Origin of the sequence: Erwinia aphidicola (genome assembly GCF_024169515.1) — a bacterium.
GTDB lineage: Bacteria > Pseudomonadota > Gammaproteobacteria > Enterobacterales > Enterobacteriaceae > Erwinia > Erwinia aphidicola.
Window position 1 is genome coordinate 1,953,945 of record NZ_JAMKCQ010000001.1, and the last position, 18,327, is coordinate 1,972,271.

The 18,327-nt window shown below is 57.3% G+C and carries 17 protein-coding genes and 1 pseudogene; 12 read left to right on the forward strand and 6 right to left on the reverse strand.

Annotation, left to right across the window (positions count from 1 at the left end):
* Positions 1 to 69 precede the first annotated feature (69 nt).
* The 7 genes from lptM (at position 70) to corA (ending at position 6,929) form a co-directional block, all read left to right on the forward strand.
* Positions 70 to 279 carry an LPS translocon maturation chaperone LptM gene (gene lptM / locus J2Y91_RS22985; RefSeq protein WP_099753797.1) on the forward strand — a complete coding sequence of 70 codons (210 nt, stop codon included), beginning with the start codon at positions 70 to 72 and terminating at the stop codon, positions 277 to 279.
* A 27-nt stretch (positions 280 to 306) separates the two neighbouring features.
* Positions 307 to 1,131, forward strand: a complete 825-nt coding sequence (gene dapF, locus J2Y91_RS09060) for a diaminopimelate epimerase (RefSeq protein WP_048914376.1) — start codon at positions 307 to 309, stop codon at positions 1,129 to 1,131.
* Positions 1,128 to 1,838, forward strand: a complete 711-nt coding sequence (locus J2Y91_RS09065) for a DUF484 domain-containing protein (protein WP_048914365.1) — start codon at positions 1,128 to 1,130, stop codon at positions 1,836 to 1,838. The genes dapF and J2Y91_RS09065 overlap by 4 nt, the downstream gene beginning before the upstream one ends.
* Positions 1,835 to 2,743 carry a tyrosine recombinase XerC gene (xerC, locus tag J2Y91_RS09070; RefSeq protein WP_048914366.1) on the forward strand — a complete coding sequence of 303 codons (909 nt, stop codon included), beginning with the start codon at positions 1,835 to 1,837 and terminating at the stop codon, positions 2,741 to 2,743. The genes J2Y91_RS09065 and xerC overlap by 4 nt, the downstream gene beginning before the upstream one ends.
* A complete protein-coding gene (yigB, locus tag J2Y91_RS09075; RefSeq protein ID WP_253537924.1) occupies positions 2,743 to 3,459 on the forward strand; it encodes a 5-amino-6-(5-phospho-D-ribitylamino)uracil phosphatase YigB in 717 nt (238 codons plus the stop codon). The genes xerC and yigB overlap by 1 nt, the downstream gene beginning before the upstream one ends.
* 59 nt (positions 3,460 to 3,518) lie before the next feature.
* Complete coding sequence (gene uvrD / locus J2Y91_RS09080; RefSeq protein ID WP_048914368.1) at positions 3,519 to 5,681, forward strand: DNA helicase II; 2,163 nt, start codon at positions 3,519 to 3,521, stop codon at positions 5,679 to 5,681.
* A gap of 288 nt (positions 5,682 to 5,969) precedes the next feature.
* Positions 5,970 to 6,929: a magnesium/cobalt transporter CorA gene (corA, locus tag J2Y91_RS09085; RefSeq protein ID WP_048914369.1), complete on the forward strand. Its 960-nt coding sequence runs from the start codon at positions 5,970 to 5,972 to the stop codon at positions 6,927 to 6,929.
* A 48-nt stretch (positions 6,930 to 6,977) separates the two neighbouring features.
* Here the strand turns inward: corA and J2Y91_RS09090 are convergent, their stop codons facing one another.
* Complete coding sequence (locus tag J2Y91_RS09090; protein ID WP_133622251.1) at positions 6,978 to 7,703, reverse strand: ankyrin repeat domain-containing protein; 726 nt, start codon at positions 7,701 to 7,703, stop codon at positions 6,978 to 6,980.
* A 230-nt stretch (positions 7,704 to 7,933) separates the two neighbouring features.
* Between J2Y91_RS09090 and J2Y91_RS09095 the strand changes: the two genes are divergently transcribed.
* Complete coding sequence (locus J2Y91_RS09095) at positions 7,934 to 8,977, forward strand: AbrB family transcriptional regulator (RefSeq protein ID WP_048914370.1); 1,044 nt, start codon at positions 7,934 to 7,936, stop codon at positions 8,975 to 8,977.
* A gap of 1 nt (position 8,978) precedes the next feature.
* Here the strand turns inward: J2Y91_RS09095 and J2Y91_RS09100 are convergent, their stop codons facing one another.
* Entirely contained in the window at positions 8,979 to 9,449 is a 471-nt protein-coding gene (locus J2Y91_RS09100) for a thioesterase family protein (protein ID WP_099753792.1), read from the reverse strand.
* A gap of 172 nt (positions 9,450 to 9,621) precedes the next feature.
* Here J2Y91_RS09100 and pldA point away from each other — a divergent pair, with 172 nt between their 5' ends.
* Entirely contained in the window at positions 9,622 to 10,497 is an 876-nt protein-coding gene (gene pldA / locus J2Y91_RS09105) for a phospholipase A (RefSeq protein ID WP_048914372.1), read from the forward strand.
* 69 nt (positions 10,498 to 10,566) lie between these two features.
* A complete protein-coding gene (recQ, locus tag J2Y91_RS09110) occupies positions 10,567 to 12,399 on the forward strand; it encodes an ATP-dependent DNA helicase RecQ (RefSeq protein ID WP_048914373.1) in 1,833 nt (610 codons plus the stop codon).
* 32 nt (positions 12,400 to 12,431) lie between these two features.
* Here recQ and rhtB read toward each other — a convergent pair whose 3' ends face one another.
* Positions 12,432 to 13,055, reverse strand: coding sequence for a homoserine/homoserine lactone efflux protein (gene rhtB / locus J2Y91_RS09115; protein WP_253537926.1), 624 nt, complete (start codon positions 13,053 to 13,055; stop codon positions 12,432 to 12,434).
* A 113-nt stretch (positions 13,056 to 13,168) separates the two neighbouring features.
* Here rhtB and pldB point away from each other — a divergent pair, with 113 nt between their 5' ends.
* On the forward strand, positions 13,169 to 14,161 hold the full coding sequence (gene pldB / locus J2Y91_RS09120; protein WP_253537928.1) for a lysophospholipase L2: 993 nt from the start codon (positions 13,169 to 13,171) through the stop codon (positions 14,159 to 14,161).
* Positions 14,162 to 14,220: 59 nt separating this feature from the next.
* Positions 14,221 to 15,021, forward strand: a complete 801-nt coding sequence (gene yigL, locus J2Y91_RS09125; RefSeq protein ID WP_253537930.1) for a sugar/pyridoxal phosphate phosphatase YigL — start codon at positions 14,221 to 14,223, stop codon at positions 15,019 to 15,021.
* A gap of 38 nt (positions 15,022 to 15,059) precedes the next feature.
* On the opposite strand, the pseudogene glpQ reads toward yigL, so the two are convergent.
* The 3 genes and pseudogenes from glpQ to J2Y91_RS09140 form a co-directional block, all read right to left on the reverse strand.
* A pseudogene (glpQ, locus tag J2Y91_RS09130) lies at positions 15,060 to 16,109 on the reverse strand (glycerophosphodiester phosphodiesterase).
* Positions 16,110 to 16,123: 14 nt separating this feature from the next.
* Positions 16,124 to 17,470 (reverse strand): glycerol-3-phosphate transporter, encoded by a 1,347-nt coding sequence (gene glpT, locus J2Y91_RS09135; RefSeq protein ID WP_048914380.1) that lies wholly within the window; start codon positions 17,468 to 17,470, stop codon positions 16,124 to 16,126.
* Positions 17,471 to 17,827: 357 nt separating this feature from the next.
* Positions 17,828 to 18,310, reverse strand: a complete 483-nt coding sequence (locus J2Y91_RS09140; protein WP_048914381.1) for a YehS family protein — start codon at positions 18,308 to 18,310, stop codon at positions 17,828 to 17,830.
* Positions 18,311 to 18,327 lie beyond the last annotated feature (17 nt).

Genomic DNA, 18,327 nt, shown 5'->3' on the forward strand with positions numbered 1-18,327 from the left:
TTCCTGTTGCTTTTCGAACTTCAGCTGCGATGATAGACAGCATTAGGTATCTTTCACGAGCAGAAAAGAATGAAGAAAACGATTTGCCAGCTGGCACTGTTACTGACTGTCGTCAGCCTGGCGGGATGCGGGCTAAAAGGGCCGCTCTATTTCCCAAAGGATGAGCAGCCGAAGTCACAGGTGACCCAACCGGTCCAAACCACGCCATCAACGACGCCATCCACCGATACCGGGCAAACGCCTGCAAGCGGCGGGACGAGTGTGCAACCGGCTCAGTAACCCATGACGCACCCGGCGGAGCAGAAAATGCAGTTCTCAAAAATGCACGGCCTTGGCAACGACTTTATGGTTGTGGATGCCGTCACGCAAAACGTCTATTTCTCTCCAGAGCTGATCCGCCGCCTGGCCGATCGTCATCTGGGGATCGGCTTTGATCAGTTGCTGATCGTCGAACCGCCTTACGATCCCGATCTCGATTTTCACTACCGTATCTTCAACGCCGACGGCAGTGAAGTAGCGCAGTGCGGCAATGGCGCCCGCTGTTTTGCCCGCTTTGTGCGCCTGAAAGGGCTGACCAATAAAAGCGATATTCGCGTCAGTACGCAAAATGGCCGCATGGTGCTGAGCGTCAACCAGGATGAACTGGTGTGCGTGAATATGGGCGAGCCGAATTTTGAGCCGCAGCAGGTGCCGTTCCGCGCCAACAAAGCTGAATCAATCTATCTGATGCGCGCCGCTGAGCAAACGGTGATGTGCGGCGTAGTGTCGATGGGTAATCCTCACTGCGTGCTGCAGGTTGAAAGCATTCAGACCGCCACGGTCGAGGTCCTCGGACCGGTGCTGGAAAGCCACGAGCGCTTCCCGGAGCGCGTTAACGTCGGCTTTATGGAAGTGGTCAGCCGTGAACACATTCGCCTGCGCGTCTATGAACGCGGCGCGGGAGAAACCCAGGCCTGCGGCAGCGGCGCCTGTGCGGCGGTGGCGGTGGGAATTCAGCAGGCGCTGCTGAGCGATAAAGTGCGGGTCGACCTGCCTGGCGGCACGTTGCACATCGCCTGGAAAGGTCCGGGGCATCCGCTGTACATGACCGGGCCAGCCACTCACGTTTACGACGGGTTTATTCATCTATGAAATATGTCGGGGAGCCACAGCAGGAAGAGAGCGAACTTCTGCTGGACGATCGCGCCGTCAGCGATTTTCTGCTGCAAAATCCAGACTTCTTTATTCGCAATGCGCGCCAGGTTGAACAGATGCTGGTACCGCACCCGGTCCGCGGCACCGTGTCGCTGGTCGAGTGGCAGCTGGCGCGCCAGCGCAACCATATCCAGCAGCTGGAAGAAGAGATTACGCTGCTGATGGAGCAGGCGAGCGCCAACCAGCAGCTGTTCGATCGGCTGTTTGCGCTGCAGGCGCAGTTGGCTTCGGCCCCGAGCCTGCATGAGATGCTGAATCGTCTGCACCGCTGGGCGCGTGAATTTGGGCTGGCCGGGGCGAACATCCGCCTGTTCAGCGAGAAATGGCATATCGGTGCGCCATCCGATTTCACCCAGCTGGCGTTGCCGCGTCAGGCTTTCGAATCCGTGCGCATTCAGCGTCTTGGCAAGCAGAATCACTATCTCGGCAGCCTCAACGGCCCTGAACTGCTGCTGCTGTTACCGCAGGCGAAAGCCATCGGTTCAGTCGCCATGTCGCTGCTGGGCGAAGAGGGCGACCTCGGCGTGTTGATCTTCAGCAGCCGCGACAGCCAGCACTATCAGTCCGGGATGGGTACCGTCCTGCTCCAGCACCTGGCGCTAATGCTGCCGCAGCTGCTGTCGCGCTGGATTGAGCGCGTGTGAGCAGCGAATCGCCTCTGCAACCTGCCGTAGAGGGCTTCCTGCGTTACCTGAAGGTTGAGCGCCAGCTCAGCCCGCTGACCCAGATCAACTACCAGCGCCAGCTGACGGCAGTGATCGCCCTGCTGGACGAACTCAAGGTCAGCGACTGGCCGCGCCTCGATGCCGCGCTGGTACGTTCGCTGGCTGCACGCAGCAGCCGCAGCGGACTGAAACCCGCCAGCCTGGCGCTGCGCCTCTCTGCGCTGCGCAGTTTTCTTGACTGGCTGATTAGCCAGGGCGTGATTAAAGCGAACCCGGCGAAAGGGGTGGCGACGCCGCGTGCGCCGCGCCACCTGCCGAAAAATATTGATGTCGATGAAGTGGATCGCCTGCTGGAGATCGACCTTAACGATCCGCTGGCGGTGCGTGACAGGGCGATGCTGGAAGTGATGTACGGCGCAGGGCTGCGTCTGTCTGAACTGGTCGGTATCGACCTCGGTCATCTCGACCTCGCGACGGGTGAAGTCTGGGTGATGGGTAAAGGCAGCAAAGAGCGCCGCCTGCCGATTGGCCGCACGGCGGTGCTGTGGCTTGAACACTGGCTGGCGCTGCGCGAGCTGTTTGCACCCGAAGATAACGCGCTGTTCCTGGCGAAACAGGGCCGGCGTATCTCGGCGCGCAATGTACAGAAGCGCTTTGCCGAATGGGGCGTGAAGCAGGGGCTGTCGGGCCACGTACATCCGCACAAACTGCGCCACTCTTTTGCCACGCATATGCTGGAATCCAGCGGAGATTTGCGTGCGGTGCAGGAGCTGCTGGGTCATGCCAACCTGACCACCACCCAGATCTATACTCATCTCGACTTTCAACACCTGGCGTCGGTTTACGATGCTGCTCATCCCCGTGCGAAACGAGGAAAATCCTGATGCACTTTTACCGACCACTGCGCCCGATTGCGGCGATGACCTTCGATCTCGACGATACCCTGTATGACAACTCACCGGTGATCCGTCGTACCACTAAAGAGTCCCACGCTGCGCTGCAGGCGCATCATCCTTTACTGAAGGATTACAGCGTTGAACAGTATCAGCAGGTGCGCGATCGCCTGCTGGCCGCCGAGCCGGAAATCTATCATGACGTTAGCGAATGGCGCCGCCGTGCGGTTGAGCAGGCGATGCTGGATGTCGGTATTGCTGCGACCCAGGCCGCCAGCGGCTCGCGCGAGGTGATGGACGTGTTCGCCCACTGGCGCAGCCAGATCGACATTCCTGAAGAGACGCACCAGACGCTGACCGCGCTGGCCAAACGCATTCCGCTGGTGGCGATCACCAACGGTAACGCTGAACCGCATCTGTGCGGGCTGGATCACTACTTCCAGTTTGTGCTGCGTGCCGGTCCGGACGGGCGTGCTAAACCGTATCAGGATATGTATCAAACGGCGGCTGAAAAGCTGAATCTGCGTCCTGAGCAGATCCTGCATATCGGTGACGATCTCACCACCGATGTTGCCGGTGCGGTTCGCTGCGGGATGCAGGCGTGCTGGATTAACCTGCGTGAAGGGAATCTGATGCATATCGACGATACCCGCCTGCTTCCCACGCTGGAAATTTCGCAGTTGGCTTCTTTAACTGCGCTTGTATAATAAGCTGGTTAAATATCCAGTGGGTGGCCTGACGCCGCCCCCGATCTCCGACGGTGCCTATGGACGTTTCTGACCTGCTCGACAGCTTGAATGATAAACAACGCGAAGCCGTAGCCGCCCCGCGCAGCAACCTGCTGGTGCTGGCCGGTGCCGGCAGTGGTAAAACCCGCGTGCTGGTGCATCGCATTGCCTGGCTGATGGCGGTTGAAAACTGTTCTCCGTATTCGATCATGGCCGTCACCTTCACCAATAAAGCGGCGGCGGAGATGCGCCACCGCATCGAGCAGCTGATCGGCACCAGTCAGGGCGGCATGTGGATCGGGACCTTCCACGGCCTGGCGCACCGCCTGCTGCGTGCGCACCACCTCGATGCTAACCTGCCGCAGGATTTTCAGATCCTCGACAGTGAAGACCAGCTGCGCCTGCTTAAGCGCCTGATCAAGGCGATGAACCTTGATGAGAAGCAGTGGCCGGCCCGCCAGGGGATGTGGTACATCAACGGCAAAAAAGATGAAGGGCTGCGGCCGAAACATATTGAGAGCTACGGCAACCCGATTGAGCAGACCTGGCTGAGGATCTACCAGGCCTATCAGGAAGCCTGCGATCGCGCCGGGCTGGTGGACTTCGCCGAGCTGCTGCTGCGTGCACACGAGCTGTGGCTGAACAAGCCGCATATCCTTAATCACTACCGCGAGCGCTTCACCAATATTCTGGTGGACGAGTTCCAGGATACCAATAACATCCAGTACGCCTGGATCCGCATGCTGGCGGGCGACAGCGGCAAAGTAATTATCGTCGGCGATGATGACCAGTCAATCTACGGCTGGCGCGGGGCGCAGGTGGAAAATATCCAGCGTTTCCTCAACGATTTTCCCGGCGCGGAAACTATCCGTCTTGAGCAGAACTACCGCTCGACCAACAACATCCTTAAAGCCGCCAACACCCTGATCGCTAACAACAACGGGCGCCTGGGTAAAGAGCTGTGGACCGAAGACAGCGACGGTGAACCGATCGCCATCTACTGCGCGTTTAACGAGCTGGACGAAGCGCGCTTTGTGGTAAACCGCATTAAGGTGTGGATGGAGAACGGCGGCGCGCTGAACGACTGTGCCATTCTCTACCGCAGTAACGCCCAGTCGCGCGTGCTGGAAGAGGCGCTGCTGCAAACCAGCCTGCCTTACCGGATTTACGGCGGGATGCGCTTCTTCGAACGGCAGGAGATCAAAGATGCGCTGGCCTATCTGCGTCTGATCTCTAACCGCAACGATGACGCGGCATTTGAGCGCGTGGTGAATACGCCAACGCGCGGTATTGGCGACCGCACGCTGGATGTGGTGCGCCAGACTTCGCGCGAGCGCCAGCTGACGCTGTGGCAGGCTACGCGTGCGCTATTGCAGGAGAAAGCGCTGGCCGGGCGTGCTGCCTCCGCGCTGCAGCGCTTTACCGAACTGGTCGACTCGCTGGCGCAGGAAACGGTTGAGATGCCGCTGCACGTACAGACCGACCGGGTAATCAAAGACTCCGGCCTGTGGATCATGTACGAGCAGGAGAAAGGTGAGAAGGGCCAGGCGCGTATTGAGAACCTTGAAGAGCTGGTAAACGCCACGCGCCAGTATGCCTATCAGGATGAAGATGAAGATCTAATGCCGCTTCAGGCGTTCCTGTCCCATGCCGCGCTGGAAGCGGGTGAAGGCCAGGCTGACAAATGGCAGGATGCGGTGCAGCTGATGACCCTCCATTCGGCCAAAGGGCTGGAGTTTATGCAGGTGTTTATCGTCGGCATGGAAGAGGGGATGTTCCCGAGCCAGATGTCGCTGGATGAGGGCGGGCGGCTGGAGGAAGAGCGTCGTCTGGCCTACGTTGGCGTGACGCGTGCCATGCAAAAGCTGACCCTGACCTATGCGGAAACCCGACGTTTGTATGGCAAAGAGGTGTATCACCGTCCGTCGCGCTTTATCGGCGAGCTGCCGGAAGAGTGCATCGAGGAGGTTCGCCTGCGCGCCAGCGTTACCCGCCCGGTGAATCATCAGCGCATGGGCACGCCGGTAGCACAAAACGACAGTGGCTTTGCCCTTGGTCAGCGCGTGCGCCACGCCAAGTTTGGTGAAGGGACTATCGTCAATCTGGAAGGCAGCGGCGAACACAGTCGTCTGCAGGTCGCGTTCCAGGGGCAGGGCATAAAGTGGCTGGTTGCGGCCTACGCGAAACTGGAAACAGTCTGATACTTTACGGGCGCGTGGCCTGCTTGACGGCTTTTTCGTCTCAGCGTAACATGCGCCCACCATTACCCTTAGAGGACACCCGCCTTGGACACACCCAGTACATACTGGCTCATTGACCTGCTCACCAGGTACAACTCCTAAGGCTATCCTCCTTTGCCGATAGCCTTCGTGGTTGTTGGCGACCCCCGTATATCGTCGCACTGAGTCAGTTTTGCTCGCTGACTGAAACGCTTGTTTCCCGTGTTCAACGCTTTGTCCCATTTGTTGTTACGAATTGGGAGTACAGCTATGCTGAGCGCATTTAAACTGCATCAAAACCGTCTGACCCGCCTTGAACTGGATGATGCTGATGCCAGTGAAGAGCTGACGGGGTCCGTTTGGGTCGACCTGATTGAACCCGAAGAAACCGAGCGTGACCGTGTGCAGACCGAACTGGGTCAGAGCCTTGCGACACGTCCGGAACTGGAAGATATCGAAGCCTCGGCGCGTTTCTTCGAAGACGAAGATGGCCTGCATATCCACTCCTTTTTCTTCTATGAGGATGCGGACGATCACGCGGGTAACTCCACCGTGGCGTTCACCATCCGCGAAGGGCGACTCTACACGCTGCGCGAGCGTGAGCTGCCGGCGTTCCGTCTCTACCGCATGCGCGCCCGCAATCAGACGCTAATCGACGGCAATGCCTTCGAGCTGCTGCTTGACCTGTTTGAAACCAAGATCGAACAGCTGGCGGATGAGATTGAAAATATCTACAGCGACCTGGAAAAGTTGAGCCGCGTGATTATGGAAGGGCAGCAGGGTGATGCCTTCGACGAAGCGCTGTCGACGCTGGCGGAGCTGGAAGATATTGGCTGGAAAGTGCGCCTGTGTCTGATGGATACCCAGCGCGCGCTTAACTTCCTGGTGCGCAAGGCCCGCCTGCCGGGTAACCAGCTGGAGCAGGCGCGCGAGATCCTGCGCGATATCGAATCCCTGCTGCCGCACAACGAGTCGCTGTTCCAGAAGGTCAACTTCCTGATGCAGGCGGCAATGGGCTTTATCAATATTGAGCAGAACCGCATTATCAAGATCTTCTCGGTGGTTTCGGTGGTATTCCTGCCGCCAACGCTGGTGGCTTCCAGCTACGGGATGAACTTTGAATTTATGCCGGAGCTGAAGTGGAGCTTTGGCTATCCAGGGGCGATTACCCTGATGATCCTGGCGGGGCTGGCACCTTACGCCTACTTTAAGCGTAAAAACTGGCTGTAAGATAAGAGTAAAAACCCCGCGTTCAGCGGGGTTTGCTTACGTAGACAATTACTGGCAGCTTGAACGACCGGTTTTATTGTTAACTGCACCGTTGCTGATGAGCAGCTGTGCCACATCATAAAAACCTTTCTCACAGGCCACGCTCAGCGAGCTGGTTTCATTACCGGTAGTGCTGTTTTTCACCACCACATTCAAATCGGGTTTGAACTGCAGCGCCCATTTTACAAAGTCGTAGCGGCCATCCACAGCGCCGACGAGGAATAATGTCTCCCCGTCTGATTCACGCGCATTCCAGTCGGTCTCTTTTTTTAACTTCTCGTAGAGATAGCTAATCACTTCGACGTGGCCCCCCATCACGGCAGACTTCAACGCGTTGTACACATCGGCGCGGTCAGTGGCGCGAATATCGGCCCCTTTATCCACTAAATAGTGAACAATGTCGCTATAACCAATGAAGGCCGCCCAGCCCAACGCGGTTTGCCCCTGTGATGCCTCGTCTTTAGCTTCAAGATTCTGACCCGCTTCGACCCGTTTTTTAATCTCGGCCAGATTCCCCTGCTTCACCGCATCAAACCACGCTGCATCCGGTCCGACAGAGGGCTTGTCATAGAAGGTGCGGTGCTGAAGAAGGTTAGGGTTAGCAATAAGGTACATTTCGTTAAAGCTGAGACGAAACTTTGAGTAATCAACCTGCATCAGCGGGTCGCTGTCGGCCGATACTGCGGTTGCCGATGCGCCTATCAGGGTGAGCATCACCATAATTCTTTTCAACATGTCCTTTCTTCCTTGTTAACTCATTATCAGTAAATAGCAGCACGACTCAGCTCATTAGCCTCGCGCTGAGGTTAAGGCTGACGAGGTTTCTCATCAGACGCGGCATTTTGCCACGGTTAGGGATGGTTGATGCGGCGGGACGATGAATACAAGACGGGTCCTGGGCTGGCGCATCCCGGCGGTAACGCGTACTCTTTAACCTCTTCTTTCAATAGATAAAGTTTTACTCTATGGAACGCATTTCCCTGCACGGGCAGTGGGCGATTCTGCTTGGCGTCTCGCTGTTACTCGGTTTTATACTCCAGACTTTTCACGTACCGGCGGCGCTGCTGCTTGGCCCGATGATTGTCGGCGTGGTAATGGGGCTATGTGGTGCAACCATCCGCATTGATAAACGTATTTTCGTGCTGTGCCAGGCGGTACTGGGCTGCATGATCGCTCAGAGCCTGTCGCCATCTATCCTGCAACCGCTGATTGCCGACTGGCCGATAGTGCTGGCGGTATTGATCCTGACGCTGGCGGCCAGTGCGCTCTCCGGGTTTTTACTGGTGCGCTTTAGTAGCCTGCCGGGGCCGACCGGGGCGTGGGGATCCTCCCCTGGCGGGGCATCCGCCATGGTGGCGATGGCAGGGGACTTTGGGGCTGATACCCGGCTGGTGGCATTTATGCAGTATCTGCGGGTACTGTTTGTCGCTACCGCTGCCGCCATTGTGGCGCGTATCGGCTTAGGCGACAGCGCACATGCGGCCGATACTGACTGGTTTCCCGCACTTGGCTCGCCGTTTGCCGCCACGATTGGCGTGATGCTGCTGGGCGCATTTCTCGGGCAAAAGTTTCGCATCCCTTCCGGCGCACTGCTGCTCCCGGCGATTATTGGCGCGACATTGCACTCCAGTGGAACGCTGAGTTTGCAGGTGCCGGAGTGGCTGCTGGCGCTGGCCTATGCGCTGATTGGCTGGACCGTCGGGCTGCGTTTTACCCGCCCGGTATTCCTGCTGGCGTTGCGCACGCTGCCGCAGATGGTGATATCGATAATTGGTCTGATGCTGCTGTGTGGCGCGATGGCATGGATGCTGACCAAAACGCTGCATGTCGATATGCTCACGGCCTATCTGGCAACCAGCCCCGGCGGGTTGGATACCGTGGCGATCATTGCGGCCGGCAGCCGGGTGGATATGGCGTTTGTGATGGCGATGCAGACGCTGCGCCTGTTTACCATTCTGTTCACCGGCCCGGCGCTGGCACGTTTTCTCTCGCGCTATGCGCGCAGCTGACTCAGCCAATCATATAGGTGGCCGTGGCGCTGGCGATATGCAGGCCCGCATCGTTATGCAGTTCGACGCGCGCCACCGACACTTTATTACCGCCGCGCAGCAGGCTGCTGCTGGCGATAAAGCGCTCACCGCGCCCCGGACGCAGGTAATCCACCCGTAAATCGATGGTGCCCATGCGCGATAATCGCTGGCGCAGCTCCTCTTCGGTAATACTCTCCTGGCGGGTCAGCGCGCTGGTGACGCACACCAGCCCGGCGGCGACATCCAGCACCGATGCAATCACCCCGCCGTGCAGGATCTTCTGCGCGGAGTTGCCGACCAGCATCGTCTGGTTGGCCAGGCTAAGCTCGGCGTAATCGGACTCCAGCCGGTCAAGTTCCAGCCCCAGGGCGCGATTGAAGGGCATGTGGTAGACAAAAATTTCACCGATCAGGCGGCGGGCGGCAGCCTGATCCATAGGTACTGCTGACATTATCGGCTTTTCCTGTGATGCGTGCTGAGTGAAAGTCAGGTTAACGGAGTGTGTATATTATGCTTCGTTGTTAGTGCTTTCCACTTTCGAAAATGAGCACTAATCCCTCATGATTTTTCTGTGTAGAATGGCGTGCTTTTTATTCAATCATTCGCCTCTCTGGGAGAACCCTATGGCTCTGCTGAAAGGATTGCTGGCGTCAGCAATTCTGTTTCCTACATTAGTGCTGGCTCAGGAAGCCACGGTTAAAGTGATTCATGACCGTCCTGCGGTGAAGGGCAGTATTATTGCCAACATGCTGGAGAAACACGACAACCCGTTTGTCCTGTTGCCTTATGAAAGCAACTATCTGCTGTATACCGATACCAGCAACATTAATAAGGAAGCGATCGAGTCTTATAACTGGGACAAAACGAAACACGATGAAGTGAAGTTTCAGCTGAGCCTCGCATTCCCGCTGTGGCGCGGCATTCTCGGTGAAAACTCGGTGCTTGGCGCATCCTATACTCAGAAATCCTGGTGGCAGCTCTCTAACCGCAGCGCCTCTTCGCCGTTCCGCGAAACTGACTACGAGCCACAGGTCTTCCTCGGCTGGGCAACAGACTACAGCCTGGGCGGCTGGACGCTGCGCGATGTGGAAACCGGTGTGAACCATCAGTCCAACGGCCGCTCCGACCCAACCTCGCGCAGCTGGAACCGCGTCTATGCGCGTCTGATGGCGGAAAACGGCAACTGGCTGGTGGAAGTGAAACCCTGGTACCGTATTCCAGAAAATGAAAATAATGACGATAACCCGGATATCACTAAGTACATGGGGTATTATCGCCTGACGGTGGGATATCAGTGGGGCGAGAGCATCTTCAGCGTGAAGAGCCAGTATAACTGGAACAGCGGCTACGGCGGCGCTGAACTGGGCTGGAGCTACCCAATGACTGAGCATGTGCGTTTTTACACGCAGGTGTATAGCGGTTATGGTGAATCCCTGATCGATTACAATCATCGTCAAACGCGCGTCGGTGTCGGCGTGACGCTCAACGACCTCTTCTAAGGTCGCCGCTTACCGGGCAGGCACTGCCGCCCGGTTAAAAATTCAGTCACTTCAGATTTTGGGGACAATGTGTCTACGGCAGCAGTCATCAATAAAGAAACGCTGGCAGAGCAGGTATTACGCGATACCTTCGGCTACCAGCAGTTTCGTCCGGGGCAACAAACTATCATTCAGGAATCGCTTAACGGCCGCGACTGTCTGGTAGTCATGCCGACCGGCGGCGGAAAATCACTCTGTTATCAGATCCCGGCGCTGGTGCGCGAAGGGCTGACGCTGGTGGTGTCGCCGTTGATCTCGCTGATGAAAGACCAGGTGGACCAGCTGCTGGCAAACGGCGTGGCGGCAGCCTGCCTCAACTCGACGCAGAACCGTGAAGAGCAGCAGGAAGTGATGGCGGGCTGTCGTACTGGCCGCATCCGCCTGCTGTACATTGCGCCTGAACGTCTGATGATGGACAACTTCCTCGACCAGCTGACGCACTGCAATCCGGCCATGCTGGCGGTCGATGAAGCTCACTGTATCTCCCAGTGGGGCCACGATTTCCGTCCGGAGTATGGCGCTTTAGGCCAGCTGCGCCAGCGCCTGCCGGATGTGCCGGTGATGGCGCTGACCGCGACCGCCGATGAAACCACGCGTAACGATATTGCCCGCCTGTTACAGCTTGACGATCCGCTGATCCAGATCAGTAGCTTTGACCGCCCCAATATCCGCTACACGCTGGTGGAAAAATTCAAACCAACCGAACAGCTGCTGCGCTATGTGCAGGATCAGCGCGGTAAGTGCGGCATTATTTACTGTAACAGCCGGGCAAAAGTGGAAGACACCGCAGCCCGACTGCAAAGCCGTGGGCTCAGCGTCGGGGCTTATCATGCCGGAATGGATAACGCTCACCGTGCGCACGTGCAGGAAGCGTTTCAGCGCGACGATCTGCAAATCGTGGTGGCGACCGTCGCATTCGGCATGGGCATCAACAAACCCAACGTGCGCTTCGTGGTGCACTTTGATATCCCGCGTAATATTGAATCCTACTATCAGGAAACCGGCCGCGCCGGGCGTGACGGTCTGCCTGCTGAAGCGCTGCTGCTGTACGATCCGGCCGATATGGCCTGGTTACGTAAGTGCCTGGAAGAGAAAGCGCCAGGCCCGCTGCAGGATATCGAGCGCCATAAGCTGAATGCGATGGGCGCGTTTGCCGAAGCGCAAACCTGCCGCCGCCTAGTGCTGCTGAACTACTTCGGCGAAGGCCGTCAGCAGGCGTGCGACAACTGTGATATCTGCCTCGATCCGCCGCGCCGCTACGACGGACTGGTGGAGGCACAGAAAGCGCTGTCCTGCATTTACCGCGTGGGTCAGCGTTTCGGGATGGGCTATATCGTCGAGATCCTGCGCGGGGCCAACAACCAGCGCATCCGCGATATGCAGCATGATAAATTGCCAGTCTATGGCATTGGCCGCGAGCAGACGCACGAGCACTGGACCAGCGTGCTGCGCCAGCTCATTCACCTCGGTCTGGTGACGCAGAACATTGCGATGCACTCGGCGCTGCAGCTGACCGAAGCCGCCAGGCCAATTCTGCGCGGGGAAGCGCCGCTCCAGCTGGCGGTGCCGCGCCTGGTCAGCATCAAGCCGCGCAGCAGCAGCCAGAAGTCGTTCGGCGGCAACTACGACCGCAAGCTGTTTGCCAAACTGCGCAAGCTGCGTAAAGCGATTGCGGATGAAGCGAACGTGCCGCCATACGTGGTGTTTAACGATGCGACGCTGATTGAAATGGCGGAGCAGATGCCGATTACCGCCTCAGAGATGCTGAGCGTGAACGGGGTCGGTCACAAGAAGCTGGAACGTTTTGGCAAGCCGTTCCTGGTGATGATCAAAGAGCACGTCGACGGCGACGATGTGGAGTAATCCGTAGGGGCGGGCATGCCCGACCCTGTTGGTTACGCTATTCTGCGCGCCGAAGCCAGCAGTGCACCCACCGCGATAAACAATCCGCCAAAGGTCCGGTTCAACAACTTCATCTGATGCGGGCCTTTAATCCACACCGCAATGCGCGTCGCCAGCGTGGCGTAGCCAATCATCACAATGATATCGACCACCACCGTGGTGACGCCGAGCACCAGATACTGCATCGCCTGGGGCTGATGCGGAATAATGAACTGCGGGAACAGCGCGGCGAGGAATATGATGCTCTTCGGGTTGGTCAGATTGACCAGCACGGCGCGGCGAAACAGCTTGCGGCGTGGCATCGCCTTCGCCACCGCGCTGAGATCAATCGCGCCGGATGAGCGCCACTGCTGAATGCCCAGCCACACCAGATAGGCGGCACCCGCCCACTTAAGAACTTCAAACGCCAGCACTGACTGAGAAAACAGCGCGCCCAGCCCGACGCCGACCAGCACGATATGCAGCGAAAGCCCGACCTGCAGCCCGGCAATGGAGGCCAATGCACCGCGATAGCCGTGGCTGATGCCGGTACTCATGGTGTTAATCGCCCCGGAACCGGGCGACAGGCTTAAGATGCTGGTTGTTAATAAATAGGTCAGCCACCATTCGATGGTCATGGGGTAAAGCTCCCTGAAAACGCTCAATTGTGACACAATACGACATTGTTGAATGTTGCGCTATGGGTAACAATGTCCGCTGCCCGCAGTTTGTCTCTTCTGGGAAACGCCCGATGGAACATCTTAAAAACAGCTGGCTGACGCGGGAGAGAGCCTTCGCCGCTTTTGCCACCGGCCCGCTGCTGGATTTCTGGAAGCAGCGTGAAGAGGGTGAGTTTGCCGGCGTGGAAAATGTGCCTATTCGCTATGTCCGCTTCATCTCCCCGCAACACGATAAAGTTATTTTGCTGTGTCCCGGCAGGATTGAAAGCTATGTGAAATATCCCGAGTTGGCCTACGACCTGTTCCACAGTGGGTACGACGTGGTGATTATCGACCATCGAGGCCAGGGGCGCTCCGGTCGACTTCTTGCTGATTCACATCGCGGCCACGTGGTGGAATTTGAAGATTACGTCGACGATCTGGAAACCCTGTACCTGAAAGAGATCGTCGCACGCCACTATCGTCACCGCTACGCACTGGCCCACTCGATGGGCGGGGCGATCCTCGCACTGATGCTGGCGCGTCAGCCAGCAGCCTTCGACGCGGTGGCGCTGGCATCGCCGATGTTCGGCATCTATCTGCCGATGCCGCTGTGGATGGCGCATCAGATCCTTAACTGGGCGGAGAAACGCCCGGCGGTGCGCGATGGCTATGCGCTCGGCACCGGAAAATGGCATGCGCGCCCCTTTGCCATCAACGAGCTGACGCACAGCCGCGAACGCTATCGCCGTAATCTGCGCTTCTACGCTGACGACCCGGGGCTGCGCGTCGGCGGACCAACTTATCACTGGGTGCGTGAAGGCGTGCGCGCCGGGCAGAGCATCCTCAGTCAGGCCGCGCAGATTGCCACGCCGCTGCTGCTGCTGCAGGCGTCAGAGGATAAGGTGGTGGACAACCGCGCTCAGGATCTGTTCTGTCAGACGATGGTGGCGGCAGGCCAGCCCTGTGCCGGCGGCAAGCCGTGGGTGATTGACGGTGCCCGGCACGAGATCCTGTTTGAGAGCGACCGCATGCGTGCCGAAGCGCTGGAGGCGATCCTCACCTTCTTTGCACGCCACCCGTAAGTGGCCAGTATTCAGTGACCGGCGGGGAGTTCCGCCAGAAAATGTTAACCAGAGGATTTATGTTCCATATTGTTGCTTCAGACCTGGATGGCACGCTGCTGTCACCGGATCACACCCTTTCTCCTTTTGCACGCGAAACGCTACAGCTGCTGACGCGTAAAGGCGTGCACTTTGTCTTCGCCACCGGTCGTCACTACATTGATGTGGCGCAGATGCGCGACAGCCTCGGCATCGACGCTGACATGATCACCTCAAACGGCGCGCGCGTGCACAACACCGCCGGTGAGCTGGTGTTCAGCCATAATCTGGATGAAGATATCGCGCAGGAGCTGTTTGCCATGCAGCACGCCAACCCGGATATCTACACCAACGTCTATCGCGATGAAGAGTGGTTCCTTAACCGCCATCGTCCGGAAGAGGTGGATTTCTTCCGCGAATCAGACTTTAACTACCAGATTTTTCAGCCGGGCCAGCTGCAGACCGACGGTATCAGCAAGGTGTTCTTTACCTGCGCGATCCCTGAGCTGCTGGTGCCGCTGGAGCAGGCGCTGATGGCGCGCTGGGGCGACCGGGTAAATGTCAGCTTCTCGCTGCCGACCTGTCTGGAAGTGATGGCGGGCGGCGTGTCGAAAGGGCACGCGCTGGATGCCGTCGCAAAATCGCTCGGCTATTCGCTGCAGGAGTGCATCGCCTTTGGTGACGGCATGAACGATAAAGAGATGCTGAGCATGGCGGGTAAGGGCTGCGTGATGAGCAACTCGCATCAGCGCCTGAAGGATATTTTGCCGGAGCTGGAAGTGATTGGTTCAAATGCCGATCTGGCGGTGCCGAAGTATCTGCGCGAGCTGTTTGACGTCTAAGCTTTTAAAACGGGTCAGGCATGCCTGACCCCTACGTTTTATCGTCCTAAAAAATGCACCGCTTTATCCGGGAAGTCGGTAAACAGCCCGTCGACGCCGGCCTTGTGATAGAGCAGGTCATACAGCTGGTCGACATCACTGACATACGGCGGCAGCTGATCGGCGCGCACGGTTTAAGGGTGCACCACCATCTTATTCAGATGTGCTTCTTTGACCATGTCGGTGAAGCGCACGTCGCCGCGCTGCGATCCGTCCGCTATCAGCATGTGGTAATCCGGCCCGATACCGTCGGCATACTGCGCAATCGTCTTCATCGCGCCCGGTTTAAACATCCAGTCGTAGCTGTAGTTAACCCACTTGCCGTTCTGCTGCTCCTGGGTTTCATCCCATTTGGTATAGGCAATCAGCTGCACCAGCTTGAGGTTCATCGCGCGCTGCGGCTCCAGCTCAGTTTTGATGCGCTTCACTTCGTTATAGTCAAAGCACTGCAGATAAACCTTATCGTCCTTGCCGCTGTAACCGTATTGCTTCAGCACATCCAGCACCTTCGCCGAGATGTCTTTGCCCTCCTTACGGTGGAACCACGGTGCTTTGATTTCGGTATAGATACCGATGTTCTTGCCGGTGGAGTGGTTCAGACCCTGGATAAACTCCAGCTCCTCCTCGAAGGTGTGCACGCGGAAGTCCGATTTTCCCATCGGGAAACGACCGGGGAAGGTCTGCACTTTTTTGCCGTTCTCAATCTCAAACCCTTCGCTGAATTTGAGGCTTTTGATCTCGGCCAGCGTAAAGTCGATGGCGTAATAGCGCCCGTCGGGACGGGCACGCTGTGGGAAGCGCGTGGCAACATCGGTGACGCGATCGAGGTAGTGGTCATGCAGCACCACCAGACGATCGTCTTTGGTCATCACCAGATCCTGCTCAAGATAATCGGCACCCTGGGCGTAGGCCATCGCCTTCGCCGGCAGCGAATGTTCCGGCAGATACCCGCTGGCCCCGCGATGGGCAATCACGATGGGTGCGGTACTCGCGGCAGTAGCCGCGAGAGAGGTCGAAAGCAGTAAAGTTGCGATAACGTTTTTCAACATAATGGCGTCTCCTTTCAGCGAGTTTTCAGTGCCTGCTTGTGTTTGTTCTCACTTACCATGGTCATAAACAGCAGGATCACTGCCAGTACGCAGCCGCCGATCATCACCATAAAGCCGCCGTCCCAGCCGAAGAAGTCCACGGTGTAACCGACGATGGCGCTGGCCGCGACGGAGCCGCCGAGGTAGCCAAACAGCCCGGTGAATCCGGCCGCCGTCCCTGCCGCTTTCTTCGGTGCCAGCTCCAGCGCATGCAGTCCAATCAGCATCACCGGGCCGTAGATCAGGAAGCCGATAATCGTCATACACGCCATATCAACGCCCGGATTGCCGGCCGGGTTCATCCAGTACACCACGGTGGCAATCGTCACCAGTACCATAAAGAACACGCCGGTGGCACCGCGATTGCCCTTGAAGACTTTATCCGACATCCAGCCGCACAGCAGCGTCCCTGGAATACCGGCGTACTCGTAGAAGAAGTAGGCCCACGAAGATTTATCCAGCGTGAAGTGCTTCACCTCTTTCAGGTAGGTCGGTGACCAGTCGAGGATGCCGTAACGCAGCAGATAGACGAACACGTTCGCCAGCGCGATATACCACAGCAGCTTGTTGGGCAGGATGTACTGCATAAAGATCTGTTTCGCCGTCAGCTCTTCTTCATGCTTTTCATCATAGTCCGGCGGATAGTCGTTCTTATACTCTTCAATCGGCGGCAGGCCGCATGACTGAGGGGTGTCACGCATTAAAGCAAAGGCAAAGATGGCGATAAGAATGGCGCCGAAGGCAGGCATATACAGTGCGGCTTTCCAGTCGTTAAACCACGCCATCCCCAGCAGGAACAGCAGTGGAGGGATCCCGCCGCCAACGTTGTGCGCGCAGTTCCACACCGACACGATACCGCCGCGCTCTTTTTGCGACCACCAGTGCACCATGGTGCGTCCGCACGGTGGCCAGCCCATTCCCTGGAACCAGCCGCACAGGAACAGCAGCACGAACATCACCATAATGCTCGACGTCGCCCACGGCACGAAGCCCATAAACAGCATCACCACCGCGGCCAGGATCAAGCCAGCAGGCAGAAATACGCGCGGGTTTGAGCGGTCCGATACCGAACCCATAATAAATTTGGAGAAGCCGTAAGCAATGGAGATCCCGGACAGGGCAAAGCCGAGGTCGCCGCGCGAAAAGCCCTGCTCAACCAGGTAAGGCATTGCCAGTGCGAAATTCTTTCGCACCAGATAGTAGGCGGCGTAGCCAAAGAAAATACCCAGAAAGATCTGCCAGCGCAGTTTGCGGTACAGCGGATCGACGCGGCTGTCATCGACACGCGGTTGATGTGCAGCAGGTTTGAAAATACTTAGCATGTAAACGGCCTCCCGTGGCTTATAAAACTGACACCCTGATGGATGTACAGCAAAAGGAACAAAATCCGGCCAGTGCAGGGTTAAATGTTCCATTTCGCGCACAGCCTAGTGGTTATCAGCACAAAGGACTGTGAAGAAGGGCGCAGATGTTACACTTTTATGACAAAGTGGCTATATGTGCATCACAAAATGATGAAATATTTTCGCAATGAAACGATAAAGCGTGATGACTATCACGTTTTGAGCGAGAGGGGATGCTGCGGTGTTCGTTTGGTGAGTGGTTATGTTCTAAATGGAAGATATGGCGAAGGGAAGATAAATGCGATTAACGCAGTCGGGCGTTAATCGCATCAGGCGTTAAGCCTGCGCTTTAGGTTTGGCCGGGCGAATTTTCATCGTCAGGCCTTTGAGGAAGTTACGCAGGATCTGATCGCCACATTCGCGGTAGTTTTTATGCCCCGGTTTACGGAAGATCGCGCCGATCTCTGACTGACCTACCGCAAAATCGGTGCTTTTCAGCAGCTCAATAATGTCGGTAGTTTTCAGGTCGAATGCCACGCGCAGCTTTTTCATCATGATGTTGTTGGTCATCTTGCGTTCGATAGAGGGCGCCGGGGCATCTTCGCTTTTGCCGCGACGCTCGAAAATCAGACCGTTGAGAAAGTAACCCATGATGACATCCGGGCAGGCGCGAAAACCGGGCTCTTCCTCTTTCTTCAGGAAGCTGGCAACTTCGGCTTCTGTTACTTCGCTCTCTGCCAGCGCCAGAATGCTTACCACTTTCGCATCGCTTAAATTCAGCATGTAACGCACGCTGCGCAGGACATCATTATTCGTCATAGGAACTCTCTTTCATT

Coding starts and splice junctions, on each gene's coding strand:
- lptM (WP_099753797.1), top strand. CDS start 70: ATGAAGAAAACGATTTGCCAGCTGGCACTGTTACTGACTGTCGTCAGC.
- corA (WP_048914369.1), top strand. CDS start 5,970: ATGCTGAGCGCATTTAAACTGCATCAAAACCGTCTGACCCGCCTTGAA.
- rhtB (WP_253537926.1), bottom strand. CDS start 13,055: ATGACCATCGAATGGTGGCTGACCTATTTATTAACAACCAGCATCTTA.
- dapF (WP_048914376.1), top strand. CDS start 307: ATGCAGTTCTCAAAAATGCACGGCCTTGGCAACGACTTTATGGTTGTG.
- pldB (WP_253537928.1), top strand. CDS start 13,169: ATGGAACATCTTAAAAACAGCTGGCTGACGCGGGAGAGAGCCTTCGCC.
- J2Y91_RS09140 (WP_048914381.1), bottom strand. CDS start 18,310: ATGACGAATAATGATGTCCTGCGCAGCGTGCGTTACATGCTGAATTTA.
- yigL (WP_253537930.1), top strand. CDS start 14,221: ATGTTCCATATTGTTGCTTCAGACCTGGATGGCACGCTGCTGTCACCG.
- uvrD (WP_048914368.1), top strand. CDS start 3,519: ATGGACGTTTCTGACCTGCTCGACAGCTTGAATGATAAACAACGCGAA.
- glpT (WP_048914380.1), bottom strand. CDS start 17,470: ATGCTAAGTATTTTCAAACCTGCTGCACATCAACCGCGTGTCGATGAC.
- yigB (WP_253537924.1), top strand. CDS start 2,743: ATGCACTTTTACCGACCACTGCGCCCGATTGCGGCGATGACCTTCGAT.
- J2Y91_RS09095 (WP_048914370.1), top strand. CDS start 7,934: ATGGAACGCATTTCCCTGCACGGGCAGTGGGCGATTCTGCTTGGCGTC.
- J2Y91_RS09065 (WP_048914365.1), top strand. CDS start 1,128: ATGAAATATGTCGGGGAGCCACAGCAGGAAGAGAGCGAACTTCTGCTG.
- J2Y91_RS09100 (WP_099753792.1), bottom strand. CDS start 9,449: ATGTCAGCAGTACCTATGGATCAGGCTGCCGCCCGCCGCCTGATCGGT.
- J2Y91_RS09090 (WP_133622251.1), bottom strand. CDS start 7,703: ATGTTGAAAAGAATTATGGTGATGCTCACCCTGATAGGCGCATCGGCA.
- pldA (WP_048914372.1), top strand. CDS start 9,622: ATGGCTCTGCTGAAAGGATTGCTGGCGTCAGCAATTCTGTTTCCTACA.